This is a genomic window from Nocardia stercoris (assembly GCF_003696265.1).
In the GTDB taxonomy this organism is placed as follows: Bacteria; Actinomycetota; Actinomycetes; order Mycobacteriales; family Mycobacteriaceae; genus Nocardia; species Nocardia stercoris.
On sequence record NZ_RFFH01000001.1, the window covers coordinates 1,111,915 to 1,129,476 of the forward strand.

Here is a 17,562-nt window from a genome sequence, read left to right on the forward strand (position 1 = left end):
GCCTCACACCTCGATGCGCGCACCCATGATGACCGTGCGGTCGTAGGGCAGCCCGAAATACTCGGTGGCGTCGGCTGTCACATACGAGGTGGCGATGAACAGGCGTTTGCGCCAGCTCGGCATGGTGGGTTTCTTGCCGGCGCGCAGGTCGATCTTGGACAGGAAGAACGACGCCTGATCGAAGTCGATCGGCTCCGCCGGGACCGCGGTGTCGGCGGTCGCCAGGGCCGTGGTGTCCACGGTGGCCAGGAGCGCGGGTATGTCCGGCGCCTCCATATAGCCGTAGTGGGCCGAGATGTGGCTGATGCCGTCATCGGAATAGCCGAGGTAATCGACTCGGACGCGGTCCTCGTGGCGGACGAAGGGCACGGGTTCGGTTTCCACGGACAGGATCACGATGTACACGTGCCGAACGTGGTTGTGCTCCACATTGGCTCGCAGTGCCAGGGGAGCGGTTTCCTTGCCGCGGTTGAGGAACACCGCGGTGCCGGGCACGAGCGTCGTTTCCGAGGAGTCGTGGTGCAGGCTCTCGATGAACTCGCGCAGGGATCCTTCGTGGCGCAGCCGTTCCGCGGTCACGATCCGCCGGCCGCGCTGCCAGGTGATCAGGACGGTGAACGCGGTGAGGCCGATCAGCAGCGGAAGCCACGCGCCGTGCACCAGTTTGGTCAGGTTGGCGGCGACGAACAGCAGGTCGACGGTCAGCAACGGGATCGCCACCAGGCCGAGCTGCCACCACGGCCGGTTCCAGCGGGTGTGCGCGACGAAGAAGAACAGCAGTGTGGTGATGGTGATGGTGCCCATATCGGCCATGCCGTAGGCGAATGCCAGCGCGGACGAACTGCGGAACGCGAACACCAGCGTCAGCACCGACACCATCAGCATCCAGTTGATCCACGGCACATAGATCTGCCCGATGGTGTGCTCGGAGGTGTGGGTGATGCGCAAGCGGGGCAGGTAGCCGAGCTGGGCGGCCTGGGACGCGACCGAGTAGGCGCCGGTGATCACGGCCTGCGAGGCGATCACCGTGGCGGCGGTCGCGAGCAGTACGAGGCCCGCCCGGCCCCAGCTGGGGACGAGCAGGAAGAACGGGCTGCGGATGTTGGCGGGATCGTCGAGGATCAGCGCACCCTGACCCAGATAGCTGAGGGCGCAGGCGGGCAACACCAACCACAGCCAGGCCCGGGTGATGGCCCGCCGGCCGAAGTGGCCCATATCGGCGTACAGCGCCTCGGCGCCGGTCACCGCGAGGACGATGGCGGCCAGCGCGAAGAACGCGGTGGCCGGGTGCCCGGCCGCATAGCCGAGGGCGTAGGTCGGGGACAGTGCCCGCAGTATCTGCGGGTGGCGGGTGATGCCGCCGATCCCGCACAGGCCGATGACCGCGAACCAGACGACCATCACCGGTCCGAACATCCGGCCGACGACGGCGGTCCCGTGCCGCTGCACTAGGAACAGCACCACGATGATGACGGCGGTGATCGGCACGACCAGCTCGTGCAGTCCCGGCCGCACCACCTCGAGCCCCTCCACCGCGGAGAGCACCGAGATCGCCGGGGTGATCATGCTGTCGCCGAAGAACAGTGACGCGCCGAAGATGCCGACCGCCGCGAGCCCGAAGGCGACCCGTTTGCCCCGGGGCGCGGTCCAGCGGCGCAGCAGCGTGATCAGGGCCATGATCCCGCCTTCGCCGTTGTTGTCGGCGCGCATGGCCAGCAGCACATAGGTGACGGTGACGATCACCATGACCGACCAGAAGATCAACGACACCATGCCGTAGACGTTGTCCGATGTCACCGGCACCGGGTGGGGGTCGGCTGGATCGAACAGGGTCTGGAACGTATAGATCGGGCTGGTTCCGATATCACCGAATACGACCCCCAGGGCACCGAGTACCACTGCGGGACGCACGGATTCGGCCGCCCCAGGCCGGTGCCCGCTCAGCGGGACGGCGTCCGCGGTGTTCGTTTCGGATCCGCTCTGTTGATCGGCCACGGAGTGCATCCTCCCCGGAAACCGGTCGATTGTCCCTTCATCGCGGGATTCGGCGCGACGGTGTCGGGCTCCGGTTGCGTACATCGCGAGCCAAACCCTGGTCACGGATGCTTTTTCCTCGTGTACTCGACGGCATGTCAGTCCCACCGTATGCCCGTGGCTATGCAGACTTCGGCGGCGAGATCGGCCGCACGACGGCCGAGTCGACGCCGGAGTGGATCCACCCGCCGACCGCTCCCGACGGTGCCCCGAACATCGTCGTCGTGCTCGTCGACGACATGGGTTACAGCGACATCGGCCCGTTCGGCTCGGAAATCGACACGCCGACCCTGGATCGGCTGGCCGGCAACGGGCTGCGGCTCACCAACTTCCACACCACCCCGCTGTGCTCACCGTCGCGTGCCGCCCTGCTGACCGGAATCAATTCCCACCGTGCGGGCTTCGGGTTCGTGGCCAACGCGGACCCGGGATATCCGGGACTGCGCCTGGAACTCGCCGACGATGTACTGACGCTGCCGGAGATCTTGCGTGCCAACGGATATGCCACCTACGCGGTCGGAAAGTGGCACCTGGTCCGCGATGCCACCATGCACCCGGGCGCGCCACGGGATTCCTGGCCGACGAACCGCGGCTTCGACCGCTACTACGGATCGCTGGAGGGATTGAATTCGTTCTTCCATCCGAATCAGCTCGTGTCGGACTCCTCGCCGGTGGACATCGACGAATATCCACCGGGCTACTACCTGACCGACGACTACACCGATCGAGCCGTCGGCTATCTGAAGGAGTTGCGCGCACACGACCCGGTCAAGCCGTTCTTCCTCTACTTCGCGCACACCGCCATGCACGGGCCGCTGCAGGCGAAGCCGGCGGATCGCGCCAAATATCGCGGCCGCTACCGGGAGGGCTGGGATCGCCTGCGGCAGAGCCGATTCGCCGCACAGTTGGCGGCCGGTCTGTTCCCGGCGGGCACCGAGCAGAAACCGCGCAATACCGAGCCGGGATACGAAGCCGCCGAATGGGATTCACTGACGCCCGAGCAGCGGTCGCGCTTCGAGCGCTACATGGAGGTCTACGCGGGCATGGTCGACAGCATCGACCAGAGCCTGGGGCGCATCGTCGACACCCTCGAGCAGCTCGGCGAACTCGACAACACCATCATCGTGTTCACCTCGGACAACGGTGGCACCGCCGAGGGCGGACCCGAGGGCACCCGAACCTATTTCGCCCAGTTCGCCCAGGTGGACGAGCCGAGCTGGGAACGCGACGTGCCCCACGACGACGAACTCATCGGGACAGAACGGCTGGGCGTGCACTATCCGCGCGGCTGGGGGCAGGCGTCCAACACCCCGTTCCGGTTCTACAAGGGACAGACGTTCGCCGGCGGGGTGCGGGTACCCTTCGTCGTGTCCTGGCCCCGAGGATTGCCTCGCGCACACGGCGATTCCGGGGTGCGGCAGGAGTACGTCTACGTCACCGATCTGGCTCCGACCCTGCTGGAACTGGCGGGCCTGCGGGTCCCCGAGCGCCGTAACGGACTGCCGGCCAAGGAATTCGACGGGACGTCGGCGGCAGCCGTGTTCCGTGATCCCGGCGCGGTATCCACCCACGTCGAGCAGTACTCCGAAATGACCGGCCACCGCGGTTTCTACCGGGACGGATGGAAACTGTTGTCGCTGTTCGAACCCGAGCGCGGCATCGACAACCCGCGCTGGCAGCTGTTCGACGTACGCTCCGATCCGACCGAGCTGCACGATCTTTCGGCGCGACTGCCGGGCAAGGTCGCCGAACTCGCGGCGGCCTGGGACGAAGCGGCTTGGCGCAACACGGTTTTCCCGCTCGTCACCCGCAAGGACCTCGCGGTCCGCCGACCCCAGGAGGCCCGCCTCGGTGCGGCGGTCCGGATCCTGCCGGGCACCCCGACCCTGGAGCGCTACCGCGCGCAGCGTCTGATCGCCTACCGCGACTTCACGATCGACATCGAACTCGCCGGCTACCGCCCGGGCGACGAGGGTGTCCTGGTCGCGCACGGTGACCCGCTGGGCGGCTACCTCCTGTATGTGGAATCCGGGCACCTCGTCTTCGGATACAACGCGTACGGCCGGTACACCTCCGTCGACGCCGGCGAAATCCCCGCGGACAGTAAACGTTTGACCGTCTCGGCCGAGGTCCGTCCGCAGCTGCGCTGGGACTTCACCCTGCACATCGACGGACAGGTCGTCGCCGACCTGCCGAACCGGGTTCAACTGGTGGGCATGTCCCCGTGGACCGGAATCTCGGTCGGCCTCGACGCCCGCGGCCCGGTCGACTGGGACCTGCGCGCCCGCCACGGTGTCTATCGCTACACCGGTGACCTGCGCGCTGTCACCTACCGTCCCGGCGCGACCCGCGTTCCCGAGGACACCCAGCGAGCCCTCGACACGGAAGCCGAACTGGTCGCCGAATAGTCGGCCCGGAGAGGCCCCGATGCGGGCGATGGCATGTGTGTACCATGGTGTGTATGTCGAGGTTGAATATCTACATGCCCGACGAGCTGGCAGAGCGTGCTCGCGAGCGCGGCTTGAATATCTCCGCGCTGGCGCAGGCGGCGGTTACGGCGGAACTCGCGCGGAACGCGACCGCGGACTGGTTGGCTGAAATCCCGGTTCACACCGACCGTCCGAACAGTACCCATGCGACAGCTCTGGACGCGTTGGACGCGGCCCGCGACGAACTGGGCTGGTGATACATGTCTGCCGAAGAGGTAGTGATCGACGCGAGCTGCCTGGTCGATCTGCTGGCGAACACGGACTTGGCCGCACAGGTGCGAGACCGCATCGCGCAGACGGTGATGCATGCCCCGGCCCACGTCGACCTCGAGGTCCTCTCTGCCCTGGGTCGACTCGGTCGTGCCGGGACTTTGTCCGACGAAGAAGTCGAAGTGGCCCTGGGCCGCCTGGCACGCGCGCCGATTCAGCGTCACCTGCCGGTGAATCTGATTCGCGGAGCCTGGCAGCGTCGAGCGAACATTCGTTTCGCGGACGCGATCTACGTCGAACTGTCCGATCAGCTCGGCGTGCCGCTGTTGACGACAGACTTTCGTTTGGCGCGCGCCTATCCGGGGGCGGAACCGGTCGGTCTGGTGACCGCGGAGGACGGGAAGCGCCGTCAGTGACTGAATACTCGGCAGGCAGCGGAATGCATTGAGCCCAGGTCTCTTCGGTACGTGAAGCGACCTGGGCTCTCGATGTACGGGCCGACCGTCAGCAGCCCCAGAAATTGGGTGTCAGACCCCAGTCGTTGAATTCGTCGACGATCATCTTCTGCAGCGATTCCCGGGTCGGGAAACGGTCGGGGTCGCAGCCGTTGATGTTGAGCATCATCGTCTTGCCGTCGTTGCCGGTGAACAGGTTCACGCCGGCTTCGAGCGAGCGGTACAGGTCCACCGGAGCCAGACCCAGACGGGGACGGCCCACGACGATGCGCGCCTTCACACCGCCGATGGTGGAGACGCTCTGGATGACCTCGCCCATGTTGGAGACCAGTGCCTCGGGGTTCTTCGCGGTCCGGGACAGGTAGCGGAGCACGGGCAGGGGCAGCATCATCTGGATCGGCTGCAGGTGCTGGATCGGGGGCGTGCGCGACGGGTCCTTGTAGGCCTGCCCGGCGGTGCGGATCGCGTCGCGGATCTCGACGAGGTCGATCTTGCCGCCGGAGCGGTAGGTGACCTGGATCGGCAGTGCGGTGGTGTTGTTGGCGCTCGCGTCGCCGTCGCCGGAGCGCAGGGCGTGCGGGACCTCGACGCGCACCTTGGTGCCCTCGGTGACTCGGCCGCTGCGGCCGAGCAGGCCGGTGCACAGCGCGACCATCACGCCGTTGACGGTTCCGCCGCGCTGCTCCGCGATTCGTTCGACGTCGGCCACCGGCACCTCGAGGATGACCGAGGCGGGCGTCCACTCGCCGTCGAAGTGCAGGCGGGGTTCGGCCGGGCGCGGGTTGCGCGGCTTGCCGGTCACATGGCGGGCCTTCCAGGCCCGGCCGAGGCCGATCCCGGCGGCCCGCAGCTGGCGGCCGGCGTCGACCAGGTGACCGCGCACCTCGACGAGCTTGGAGTCCGGTGTGGTGCCCACCTGCTTGCCCGAGCTCTCCTCGTAGGAGACCGGCAGGTCGGCGTCGAACCGGGCGATGGCGTCCTTGAGGGCCCGCAGGCCGGCGCCGCCGTCGGCGATGATGTGCGACACGACGTAGGTGACGATCTGGCCGCCGTCGGTCGTGGGCGCGATGCAGACGTTGGCGATGACGCCGTTGTACGGGTCGACCTCGAAGTCACCCTTCTGCCACAGCCAGTCCAGGTAGCCGTCGGCGGGTACCGGCTCGGTGTCCTCGTTGACGATGATCGGGATCTGGAGCTGGTCGAACCACGGCCGCGCGAACGGGATACGGGTCTTGCGCACCCGCCGGGCCACGAATCCGTGCGCGAGGTGGTCGGTGAACTTCTGCCAGAACTCGCGGGGGAGCGGTTCGTCGAACACCCACGCGACCTGTGTAGCGAGCAGGTTCGGGTACATGTGGTGCAGCTTGACGAACAGATCGTCGTCGGCGGTCAGACGGTTCATCGGGTCGAGCATGCTTCAATGATTCCAATCGGAAGAGACGGCCGGTGCTGCGCCGCGGTGAACCGCGCTGCGGCGTCTCACCCGGCTCCGGCACTGCATTCCGAGGAAATCTACCCGTTGGTATCAATTCGAAACAAGAGGCGGTCAGACCGCGACCTCCCGCATGCGTTCGGCCGATCGGCGACCGCCGGCGACAAAGTTACGCCGGGGCCACCCGCACCGGGATCCCGTTGACCGCGGCGGTTCCGGTGGGGACGTCGAGGCGCTCGTCGTCGCCGAGCAGGTTGCTGTTGACACCGGGCCGTGCGGTGGCGATCGCGGTTCGGGTGTCGGGCAGGTCGTGGCCCCAGCCGTGCGGCAGGCTGACGACGCCGGGCCGGATCCCGTCGGTGACCTCCACGGGCGCAAGCACTTTCCCGGTGCGGGTGGTCAGTTCGGCCCGGTCGCCGGTAGACAGGCCCAGGCGGTGTGCGTCGTCGGGGTGAATGTGGACCGTGCAGGTGTTGCTGCCGCCGTTGAGCGCGGCCAGGTTGTGCATCCAGGAATTGTTGGAGCGCAGATGACGGCGGCCGATCAGCACCATGCCCGCGGCCGGCGGCCCGGCCAGCATCGCGGCCAGCCGCGGGAGGTCCGCGGTGATCGCGGCCGGGGCCAGGTCCACCTTGCCCGACGCCGTGGCCAGCACGCCGGGCAGCCGGGGCCGCAGCGGCCCGAGATCGATGCCGTGCTCGGCGGCCCGCACCTCGGCGAACGTCAGGCCGTAAGGACCCGCCTGCAACAGGATGTCGAGCAGGCGCTCGGGACCGGTGAGACCCTCGGCCGGTGACTTGCCGCTGAGCTGGGCGACCTGCGCCGCCATCGCGGCGTCGAGCGCGGCGACGTCGGCATCGGGACCCAGGCCCAGCAGCACACCGGTCAGGCGCACCATGGTCACCCACTCCTGCGGGACCGGGGTCTCGAACACCGGCTCGGACCAGCGGGCGATATTACGCACGGCGTACTGGTACAGCAGCAGGTCGTAGTGGCCGCGCTCGAGCGGGGTGGGACCGGGCAGTACCACGTCGGCGTGCCGGGTCGTCTCGTTGAGATAGACGTCGAGGCTCACCATGAAATCGAGGCCGGCCAGCGCCGCGTCGACGCGCCCGGCATTGGGGGCGCTCACGCACGGGTTGCCGTACATGGTGATCAGGGCCCGCACCTGCCCGGCACCAGGAGTATCGATCTCGTCGGCCAAGGTCGCCACCGGGAATTCGCCCATGATCTCCGGCAACCCGGTCACCCGGCTCGTCCAGCGGCCGTGCCGGAACGGTTTACGTCGTCCGGGGCGGGAATTCGGCTGACCGGCCGCGGCGAGCGGGAACATGATCCCGCCGGGACGGTCCAGATTGCCGGTGACGGTATTGAGCACGTCCACCAGCCAGCTGGTCAGTGTGCCGAATTCCTGTGTGGTCGTGCCCATTCGGCCGTACACCGCCGCCCGCTCGGCAGCCGCGAGCTCGCGGGCCAGGCGCTTGATCGTCTCCGCGTCGATACCGGTATGCGCGGCAACGATTTCGGGTGCGTAGTCCGCCGCGATCCGCCGCACCTCGTCGACACCGGTGACGTGCGGGGCGGCGTCGCGCAGGTCGTCGAGCCGCTCGGCGAAGATCGTGTGCAGCATCCCCAGCAGCAGGAGCGCATCGGTCCCGGGCCGGATCGCGATGTGTTCGGTCGCCGCCTCGGCGGTGCGGGTGCGGGCCGGGTCGACGACCACCACCGTGCCGCGCTCCCGGATCGCCGCGATCCGCCCGCGCATGTCCGGTGCGGTCATCAGACTCCCGTTGGACACCAACGGATTTCCGCCGAGCACGAGCAGATGGTCGGTGCGGTCCAGATCGGGAACCGGGATCGTCGCCGGATCGCCGTACAGGTAGGCGCTGCTGAAGACCTTCGGGATCTGATCCACACTGCCCGCGCTGAACACGTTCTTCGTGCCCACCGCCTTCAGCAGCGCCCGCAGATACAGCGCGCCCGCGAGCGTATGCGCCGTCGGATTACCGAAATACACCCCGACCGCGTCGGCCCCCTGCTCGCGCACGATCGGCAGCAGCCGGGCCTCGATCTCGGCGAACGCCTCGTCCCAGCTCACCTCGACGTGCACGCCGTCGCGCTTGATCAGTGGGCGCCGCAGCCGATCCGGATCGCTGTGCAGTGCGCCGATCGACGTCCCCTTCGGGCACACGTAGCCGCGGCTGAACACGTCCTCTCGATCACCCCGGACCCGGATCTCCTCCGCCCGGATCGTGAGCTCCAGGCCGCAGGTGGCCTCACACAGCGGACAGGTGAGGAAAGCAGTCGACATCCATCGATTCTCGCCGATCGCCCGATCCGCCGCGCCGCAGACGTCTACCCGAGTGAAGGCAGCAACCGACACAGGAGACGAACCCATGGGCAAGATCGTGATCAATGCCAACACAACTCTCGACGGCGTCGTCGAGGACCCCGACGGCCAGGAGGGTTTCGACCGCGGTGGCTGGTTCTACCGCTTCGCTGCGGCCGATGTCCCGGCATGGGATGCCCGATCGGCGGCGCAGGCCGAAAACGCCGAAGCGCTACTGCTGGGCCGGAACAGCGACATCTGGTTCGGCACCCGGGAGCGCCCGGGCGCGTGGGCGGATCGCGCCGGCGCGATGCCGAAGTACGTGGTGTCCAGCACCGGTGACGCGCCCGTTTGGCGGAATGCCACCGTTCTCGAAGGTGATGCGGTGCAGCGGATTTCGGAACTCAAGGCGAAGCTGGACGGTGAGATCCTGGTCTACGGCAGCTACACCCTGATCCGCACCCTGCTCGAACACCACTTGGCCGACGAGCTCCGGGTGTCGGTGTTCCCGGTCGTATTGGGCGGCGGCCGTCGCCTGTTCGGCGAACTCACCGCGGCCCACGCCGTGCGCCTGACCGACGTCCACCGGATCGGCGACGGAATCATGTTCTACACCTACGAATTCGAGCAGAACTGAATCGGGGACAGCCCTGCCCCCTGGGGGCAGGGCTGTTCACTCCGGGTCGGTGAATGCGTCCGGTGGGACGCGGGCGCCGGTCGCCAGGGTGGTTCCGGTCCAGTGGCCGGTCTCCTGTTCGGCCCACTCCGCCCAGCGGAGCAGGAGTTCGTTCTGTTCGCGCAGGAAGCGCGCGCCGAGTGCGATGACCGGGAGCCGCTCGGGGTAGGGGCCACCGGTTTCCGCGTATTCGGCCATCCGTTCGTCGACGGCGTCCATCCGGTATTCGGCTTCGGCTTTGATCCGGGCGATATTGGCGCGGAGCTGGTCGAGGTCGCCGTGGTCGGCGAACGACACCTTGAGCAGGCCCTCGAACTCCAGGACCGGGCCGGCCCCGGGCACGTCGAGCCAGTCCCGCAACGCCTGCCGGCCCGCGTCGGTGATCTCGTACACCGTGCTCTTGCGCCGCCCGGTGTACTCGACCCGGCTGACCGCGAGCCCATGTGCCACAAGCTTTTTGGGCTCGTCGTAGAGGACGCTGCCCGCCCGCGGCCACAGTGCGCGCAGGCTGCGGTCCATCTGCTGCTTGAGCTCGTAGGTGGTCCACGGGCGGACGGCGAGCAGGGACAGGATCGCGTACGAGGTCGTAGTGAGCGCCACGTCTTGTCACGATACTCTGATCCGGAGTATCGTAATGCTCCGATTCGGAGTATTGGAGTGCGCCTTGTCCCGTCAGATCACCGGCATTTCCCACCTGTCCCTCTCCGTCGGCAACCGCGACGACAGCGTCGCCTGGTACGGCGAGCTGCTCGGTTTCCAGCCCGTCGCCACGCTCGACTGCGACGACTACCTGGAGACCATCTGCATGGACTCGAACGGCACGATCCTGGCGTTCCAGCAGCACCTCGAGGGCGGAGCGGCCTACCATCCGAGCCGGCACGGACTCGATCACCTGGCGTTCAGCGTGAACAGCACTGCGGCGCTGGACGAGTGGGCGACCTTCCTGGACGAGCACGGGGTCACCTGGTCGCCGGTGGCCGATACCCCGTTCGGCAAGGTGCTGTGCTTCCGCGACCCCGACGGCCTGCAGCTCGAACTGTTCGCCATGGCGGGGACGTAGCCGCCCGCCGTAGCTGCGGTGTCGCCGGGGGTGCGCGCTCCGGTTACGGGCGGTATGCGAGCATCGCGGCATGGCTGGTGGAACCGATATGTGGCCGGTCGTCGACCTGGCCGACCTGCTCGACGTCCTCGACCTCGCCGAGGTCGAGCCCGCTCGGTGGTTCCGGGCGCGCAACGTCACCTCGACCCTGCCCACCACGCTCGGTAGCCAGACCCTCGCCCAGGCGGTCGTCGCCGCCGAGCGGGTGGTGCCGGACATGGCCGTGCAATCCCTGCACGGCGTGTTCCCGCGCGGCGGATTCGCCGACCGGGACGTCGACGTCGCGGTCGAGGTCGTGCAGTCCGGGCGCGCGCTGGCGACCGTGCAGGTGACATTCCGGCAGGACGGCCGCGAACACGCCCGGGCGCTGGCCATGCTGAGTGTCGACGAGCCCGACTTCCTCGCCCACGGCACTCGCCTGCCCGCGGACGTGCCCGGCCCGCAGGACTGCGCGGACCTCCCGTGCGCGTTGCTGCCCTGGGAGGTCCGCACCCTCGGTGGTGCCGACGCCCTCGCCTTCGACCTCGCCGGCCCGCCGACCCTGGACGTGTGGATGCGCTGCACCAAGGCCCCCGACGTGCCCGTCCTGTCCCGAGCGCTGCTGGCCCACGGCACGGAGGCCTTCCTGGGCCCGGTCGCGACCCGCCCCTACCCGCGCGCGCAGATCCTCGACCGCGGCGGCCGCGGCAAGGCGGCCATGCTCGCCCAGACCGTCACCTTCCACCGCCCGTTCACCGTCCACGACTGGCTCCTGCTCCGCTGCGAGAGCCCGTTCGCCGGCGCCGGCCGCATGTACGGCCGCATCCAGGTCTTCACCCAGGCCGGCGACCTCGTCGCCTCGGTGAGCGCCCAGGGCCTGATGCGCTCGGCCGCTTGAGTTTTCACCCGTCCGCGCATCGCCCGGCTCACACGAAGTCGCGCTTCGCCCGCATCTGCGCGAGCTGACCCGCGCGCCGCTCGGCGCGCCGCGCCCGGCGTTCATCGGTCCGCTGCACCGTTTCGGTCCCCAGGCGCACAGGTGAATTCGCCCTGACCAGGCAGTAGCCCCGCGGCGACGAACCGGTGTTCTGCCGTACCGTTAGTCTGATTCGGTGGCAACGAGTTCCGTCGAGCGCGGAGAAGTCAGGCGTGGTTCCGCGCGCGCGGAGTTCGCGCGGCGGCTGTCCGAGCTGTTCGTGGCGGCCGGGAGTCCGACGCTGAATCAGGTTGTGCGCAATACGCGGGCGCGGCTGCCCGGTACCCGTGGGCTGCCGACGATTCAGCGGGTGAGTGACTGGCGGTCGGGGCGGAACGTGCCCGCCAAGTTCGCCTCGCTGCAGCCGGTGCTCACCACCTTGAATCATCAGGCGCGGCAACGTCCCGGCGTGCAGCCGGGAGATCTGTTGAGCACCACCGTCTGGCATCAGCTGTGGGCGGCGGCGGCGGCCGAGGCCGACGAGAGTGCCGTGCGCGCCGAGCCCGCGCCGGCCGCCCGCGAGATCCCCTCGGCCCGGCCGGTGGTCACCAATACCCTGCCGCACGACGTCAACCTGCTCGTCGGCCGGGACGTCGAACTCGAGCGGATCATCGAGACCGTCGAGCGCGGGGCGTCGATCTACACCATCGACGGCATGCCCGGCGTCGGCAAGACCGCGCTCGCCACCCGCGCCGCGCACCGGCTCGCCGACCGGTTCCCCGACGGCTGTTTCTTCGTCAGCATGCACGCCCATTCGCCCGGGCAGCCCGCGGTGCGTTCCGCGGACGTACTGGCCGGACTGCTCATCGACCTCGGCCTCGACCCGCGCAACATCCCGGACAGCCCGGAGAACCGGCGCAACCTGTGGCGCAGCCAGCTGGTGGGCAAGCGGGTGCTGCTGGTGCTCGACGACGCGGCCGATCCGGAACAGATCGAGCCGCTGCTGCCGAACGGGCCCGGCTGCCTCACCCTGATCACCAGCCGCCGGCGGCTGGTCGCATTGGACGGGGCGCGTTCGGCCGCGCTGCCGACCCTGGACGCGGACCGGGCCACCGAACTGTTCTTCGCGCTCGCCGGGCGCACCCAGACCGACGCCGACCGGGCCGCGGTCGCCGAGATCGTCGCGCTGTGTGGCTGTTTGCCGCTGGCGATCGTGCTGCTCGCGGGCCGGCTGGCGCATCACAGCACCTGGACGATCGCCGAGACCGCCGCCGAACTGGCCGCCGCCTCCGACCGGCTCGGTGAATTGGAGGCGGGCCAGCGCGCGGTGCAGGCCGCGTTCACCATGTCCTACCGCGAACTGCCGCCCGCTCGGCAGCTGCTGTTCCGGCGGCTGGGGCTGCATCCGGGACCGGAGATCGACCGCTACGCGGCCGCGGTGGTCGCCGATATCACTCCCGCGGACGCCCGCCGCGAACTGAACGAGCTGTTCACCGACCACCTGCTCGACGAGGTGTCCGGCGGCCGCTACCGAATGCACGACCTGCTCCGCGAATACGCCCAGGATCTCGCCGCCGCCGACCCCGCCGACGACCGCCGCGACGCCGTCGACCGGCTACTCGACCACTACCAGCATCTGGGTGCGATCGCCGACCGGCACCTCGCGCTCGGTGCGCGCCCCGGCGCCGCGGACGACGACGTGGAACTGGTCGGCGCGCCCGCGCTGGCCAACCGCGTCCAGGCCCTGACCTGGCTGCGGACCGAACGCAGCAACCTGCTGGCCTGCCTGGAATCGGCTGCGGCGCAACATCAATCGGCCCGCGTCGTCGGCCTGACCGCCATCCTGTCCGGACTGCTCCGCCTCGACGGCCCGTGGCCGCTGGCCACTCGGCTGCACCGCCGGGCCGCCACCGTCGCCGAACACAGCGGCGACCGGATCGGCACCGCCGACTCGCTCAACGACCTGGCCATGATCCGCTACGCGCTCGGCGACTACCCGGGCACCGCGGAACTGGTCCGGCAGGCACTCACCATCTACCGCGAGACCGGCGACCGGATCGGCCAGGCGCACGCCCTGGGCAGTCTCGGCCGGCTCGGCTACGCCACCGGCGACTATCCCGGCACCGCCGACCTGATGCGGCAGGCCTCGGCCATCTATCTGGAGGTCGGCGACCGCACCGGGGAGGCCTACGCGCTGGCCGGTCTCGGCGTCGTGCGCTACGCCACCGGCGACTATCCGGGCACGGCCATCTTGCTCGAGCAGGCGCTGCGGATCTTCCGCGACACCGGCGACCGTCTCGGCGAGGCGTACGCCGTCAACGAATTGGGTGTGCTCCGGCACGCCATCGCCGACTACGCCGGGGCGACTGAGGCGCTCGAAAACGCCCTGAGCATCCACCGCGATCTCGGTGACCGGCTCGGCGAGGCCTATGCCCTGCACGACCTGGCGTCGGTGCGGTTCGCCGTCGGCGACTACGGTGGTGCTGCGGCAATTCGCCAGCAGGCATTGACGATTCACCAGGAGATCGGCGACCGGCTGGGCGAGGCGTACGTGCGCAACGAACTCGGGGTCACCCGGCTGGCCACCGGTGACTCGCAGGGCGCGGTCGCCCGAATGAACGAGGCGCTGACCATCTTCTGCGAGATCGGCGACCGGGTCGGCGAGGCCTACACCCACCACAGTCTCGGCATGGTCAGCTACTCGACCGGCGAGTACACCGCCGCCACCGAGGGCATGACCCGGGCACTGGCGATCTTCACCGAGATCGGCGACCGCGTCGGGCAGGGGTACGCGCTGATCGTCGTGGGCCTGATCCGTTACGCCGGTGAGGATTTCGACGACGCGGATACCGCGTTCACGCGGGCGCTGACCCTGTTCCGGGAGGTCGGCGATCAGGTCGGCGAGGCGTACGCGCTGTGCAGCCTGGGCCGGTTACGCGGCGCCACCGGCGCGGCGGCGGCCGGATCCGCCCAGCTGCGTCAGGCGCTGGTGCTGTTCCGCGAGATCGGCGACCGGGTGGGGGAGGCGTACGCGCTGACCACCCTGGCTCGGCTGTGCTTCACCGGCGGCGACCCGGCCGGTGCCGCCGACCTGATGGAACAGGCCCTCGAAATCTATGTGGCGGTGGGTGATCGGTTCGGCCAGGCCTACGCGCTCGGCGGCCGCGCCATGCTGCACCACGGCGCCGGCGACTTCTCGGCGGCGGTGGCCGCCACCCAGCAGGCGTCGGACATCTTCCTCGAGATCGGCGACCGCGTCGGCCAGGCCTACACCTATATCGCGTTGGGGATCCTGCGGTATCAGGACGGCGACTACGCGGCCGCCACCGAACTGGTCGAGCGCGCCCCGGAGATCTTCCGTGAGATCGGCGACCGGCTCGGCGAGGCGTACGCGTTCATGGGACTCGGTCTGGTGCGGTTCAAGTCGGGCGACTATTCGGGTGCCGCCGACCTGGTGCAGCGGATGCTGGGCTTGTTCGCCGAGATCGACCAGCATCCCGGCCGAGCCGACATGTTCGCGCGCATCGGCGACTTGTGGGAGGAGGCACAGGGTTTCAGTCCGGTGGTCGCCTATATCGATGCGCTGCGGCTGGTTCGGGAGGTTCAGGTGCGCTGGAAGAAGCGGCGGGTCTGGCGGGATCTGCCGGTGCCCGACACTCAGCGCTGATCAGTCCACCGGCTGCGGTGTGCGTGCCGCTTTCCAATTCTGGTGTAGCACACCGCATTCGGTCTGCGGCGGGTCGCCGTAGAGCCACTCTCGCGCGATCCGGTGCCAGTTGGCGGTGGCGCGCAACTGGCCCAGCAGCCCGAAGGTGTGCAGGTCGGCGCGGCGGGACAGCAGATGTTCCGGCGGCAGGTTCTGTCGTTTCATGCCCGCGAACTGCGCCAGTCGGGGGTCGATCGCCAACAGCACTGCCCCGCAAGCGAGTTCGGGTGTGATCGGCAGCTCGTCGTCGACCAGGCACCACTGTGAGGCCGACAGCACGTAGTCGAACGCCTCCGCCGCACTCACGCCGGCGGACTCGTCGACGATGCCGGCCGCCACCAGCAGCCGGTACAGGTCGGCCACGCGTTCCTCGGCCGCCGCCCGAAGACAGGTGCGCTCGACATCCAGTGCCGCCGCGTCCATCCGCTTGTACAGCCCGAAATCGAGGAAGACCACCCGGCCGTCGTCGCGCAGCAGGATATTGCCGGGGTGCGGATCACCGCAGAACTCCGACAGCTCGAACAGCGAGCCCACATAGAAGCGGTAGACGATCTCGCCGATCCGATCACGTTCCGCCGCGGGCAGTTCGCGCATCGCCGCGAAATCCAGCCCGGGCGCGTACTCGGTGACCAGCACCCGACGGCTGCTCAACTCCGGAAACGCCTGCGGCACACAGATGAACGGATGATCGCGATACAGCTCGGCCACATGCTGCTGGGTGCGGGCCTCGGCCAGATAGTCCAGTTCGCTCTCGATATGGGTGCGGAACTCGTCGAACACCGCCACCGTGAATCCGGGTACCAGCTGGGCCACCATGCCGCGCAGCAGGCCGATATTGCGCAGATCGGCGCGCACGGCCTGATCGATGCCCGGATACTGCACCTTCACCACGACCTCGGTGCCGTCGGCCAGCCGGGCCCGGTGCACCTGACCGATCGAGGCGGCCGCGATCGGCACCGGATCGAAGTCGGCGAACCAGTGTTCCGTCGGCGCCCCCAGATCCTCCTCGATCACAGCGCTGATCGCGGCGAAGTCGACGGCCGGTGCCCGGTCGCGCAGCGCGGCGAGCTGCTGCTGGAAACCCTCCCGATGCTCGGGCGGCACCAGTTCCAGATCGAACATGGACAGGAACTGGCCGAACTTCATGGCCAGGCCCTTCAGATCGCCCAGCACACGCACCATCTGGGTGGCCATGGCCAGCACCTGTTCGTCGGCGATGCGGGCCCGGACCTCGGCGGAACGGCCGATCATGGCGAGCCGGGCGCGTCGTTTACGCCAGGCCTGATTCGCCACCACCCCGCCGATTTGCGTCCCCCGGGCCAGACGCGAGGTGGACGGCGGTCTGCCCACAGGGGTCACCTCCGTACTCGCCCGACCGAATCGCCTGCAGGAATCCTGCCAAAACACCCGCGAATTCACCAGGCCGCAGCTCGCATTCACCGATCTCGGCGCTGCCGACCGGACACCACATCAGCCGGGCGCTGCGGAGGCCCTCCACCACGAACACGTCCCACAGGTCGAAGGTGGAGGTCCGCGGGCTGACGAAGAACGGGCCGTAGTGCGAACCGTCCGCGGCGATCTGGGCGTCGCTGCGTTCGCTGTCGGCGTACAGGGCCTGACCGACGATGCGGGCCACGTCGGCGGCGGGCAGCTCCAACAGATCCGGGCGGCGAGTCCGGTCCGGCTCACCGGTGAGGATCAGTTCGAGGGCCCGCGTCACGTCCGGCAGGACGGTGTGCGGCTCGTAGCGCCCGACCGCGGTACCGCCGCACCACCATCGGGTCCGGCCGAACATCCACGGCGCGGCCTCCGGATCCGGTGCCGGTTCCACCTCGAATTCGATCGCGAACCGCGCCGGGTCTCCGACCAGTGCCATCCCCACCTCCGAACCGCGTCCACACCCCGACACCGTGCAACCGTAGCGACAGTGGCCGGGCGCTGTCAGGCGCGCGGTCCGGGCGGCCGGTCCGACCACCAGGTCGGAACCGTTTCCGGACCGGAAAAACGCTCTCCGCTCCGGATCGTCGGCGCCGAGCCCCGAGCCGCCGCAGGTCGGGCGGGGCGGCCCACCGGAGGTGTGCGGCTTTCCGGACCGGAAAACCGGACCGAGTGCCGTGATCAGGCGAAACAGGGTGTACGAGTGCGACGTCGGCTGTGAATCCGGCGGAAACGGACTTACGGTTCTGGCAGCGGTCCTCGGAGGCCGCGACCCGGGCGCGCTGCGTTCGCCGAATCTG

13 protein-coding genes are annotated in these 17,562 nt (G+C 69.0%); 7 read left to right on the forward strand and 6 right to left on the reverse strand.

The window, feature by feature from the left end:
* Positions 1-3 precede the first annotated feature (3 nt).
* Complete coding sequence (locus EBN03_RS05100; RefSeq protein ID WP_233608185.1) at positions 4-1,944, reverse strand: potassium transporter Kup; 1,941 nt, start codon at positions 1,942-1,944, stop codon at positions 4-6.
* A gap of 185 nt (positions 1,945-2,129) precedes the next feature.
* On the opposite strand from EBN03_RS05100, the gene EBN03_RS05105 reads away from it, so the two are divergent.
* The 3 genes from EBN03_RS05105 to EBN03_RS05115 are packed head-to-tail and all read left to right on the forward strand — an operon-like array spanning position 2,130 to position 5,149.
* Positions 2,130-4,442, forward strand: coding sequence for an arylsulfatase (locus tag EBN03_RS05105; RefSeq protein WP_122186590.1), 2,313 nt, complete (start codon positions 2,130-2,132; stop codon positions 4,440-4,442).
* Positions 4,443-4,495: 53 nt separating this feature from the next.
* Positions 4,496-4,720, forward strand: a complete 225-nt coding sequence (locus EBN03_RS35760; RefSeq protein WP_122186835.1) for a type II toxin-antitoxin system CcdA family antitoxin — start codon at positions 4,496-4,498, stop codon at positions 4,718-4,720.
* Positions 4,721-4,741: 21 nt separating this feature from the next.
* Positions 4,742-5,149: a type II toxin-antitoxin system VapC family toxin gene (locus EBN03_RS05115; protein WP_233608127.1), complete on the forward strand. Its 408-nt coding sequence runs from the start codon at positions 4,742-4,744 to the stop codon at positions 5,147-5,149.
* A gap of 88 nt (positions 5,150-5,237) precedes the next feature.
* Here EBN03_RS05115 and EBN03_RS05120 read toward each other — a convergent pair whose 3' ends face one another.
* Both EBN03_RS05120 and EBN03_RS05125 read right to left on the reverse strand, forming a co-directional pair.
* Positions 5,238-6,590: a hypothetical protein gene (locus tag EBN03_RS05120; protein ID WP_147471466.1), complete on the reverse strand. Its 1,353-nt coding sequence runs from the start codon at positions 6,588-6,590 to the stop codon at positions 5,238-5,240.
* A 199-nt stretch (positions 6,591-6,789) separates the two neighbouring features.
* Positions 6,790-8,931, reverse strand: coding sequence for a molybdopterin-dependent oxidoreductase (locus EBN03_RS05125; RefSeq protein ID WP_122186593.1), 2,142 nt, complete (start codon positions 8,929-8,931; stop codon positions 6,790-6,792).
* 85 nt (positions 8,932-9,016) lie between these two features.
* On the opposite strand from EBN03_RS05125, the gene EBN03_RS05130 reads away from it, so the two are divergent.
* The gene (locus EBN03_RS05130) at positions 9,017-9,586 is read left to right on the forward strand and encodes a dihydrofolate reductase family protein (protein ID WP_122186594.1); all 570 of its coding nucleotides are present in this window, start codon (positions 9,017-9,019) and stop codon (positions 9,584-9,586) included.
* A 36-nt stretch (positions 9,587-9,622) separates the two neighbouring features.
* On the opposite strand, the gene EBN03_RS05135 is transcribed toward EBN03_RS05130, so the two are convergent.
* Complete coding sequence (locus EBN03_RS05135) at positions 9,623-10,225, reverse strand: PadR family transcriptional regulator (protein WP_122186595.1); 603 nt, start codon at positions 10,223-10,225, stop codon at positions 9,623-9,625.
* Between the two features lie 64 nt (positions 10,226-10,289).
* Here EBN03_RS05135 and EBN03_RS05140 point away from each other — a divergent pair, with 64 nt between their 5' ends.
* The 3 genes from EBN03_RS05140 to EBN03_RS05150 all read left to right on the forward strand — a co-directional run bounded on the left by EBN03_RS05140 (position 10,290) and on the right by EBN03_RS05150 (position 15,286).
* Positions 10,290-10,685 (forward strand): VOC family protein, encoded by a 396-nt coding sequence (locus EBN03_RS05140; protein ID WP_158675538.1) that lies wholly within the window; start codon positions 10,290-10,292, stop codon positions 10,683-10,685.
* Positions 10,686-10,755: 70 nt separating this feature from the next.
* Positions 10,756-11,601 (forward strand): acyl-CoA thioesterase, encoded by an 846-nt coding sequence (locus EBN03_RS05145; RefSeq protein ID WP_122186597.1) that lies wholly within the window; start codon positions 10,756-10,758, stop codon positions 11,599-11,601.
* Positions 11,602-11,815: 214 nt separating this feature from the next.
* Complete coding sequence (locus tag EBN03_RS05150; RefSeq protein WP_233608128.1) at positions 11,816-15,286, forward strand: tetratricopeptide repeat protein; 3,471 nt, start codon at positions 11,816-11,818, stop codon at positions 15,284-15,286.
* Here EBN03_RS05150 and EBN03_RS05155 read toward each other — a convergent pair whose 3' ends face one another.
* Positions 15,287-16,675 carry an ABC1 kinase family protein gene (locus EBN03_RS05155; RefSeq protein ID WP_233608129.1) on the reverse strand — a complete coding sequence of 463 codons (1,389 nt, stop codon included), beginning with the start codon at positions 16,673-16,675 and terminating at the stop codon, positions 15,287-15,289.
* The gene (locus EBN03_RS34020) at positions 16,596-17,201 is read right to left on the reverse strand and encodes an Imm42 family immunity protein (protein WP_158675539.1); all 606 of its coding nucleotides are present in this window, start codon (positions 17,199-17,201) and stop codon (positions 16,596-16,598) included. Before EBN03_RS34020 ends, EBN03_RS05155 begins: the two co-directional genes overlap by 80 nt.
* Between the last annotated feature and the right edge of the window lie 361 nt (positions 17,202-17,562).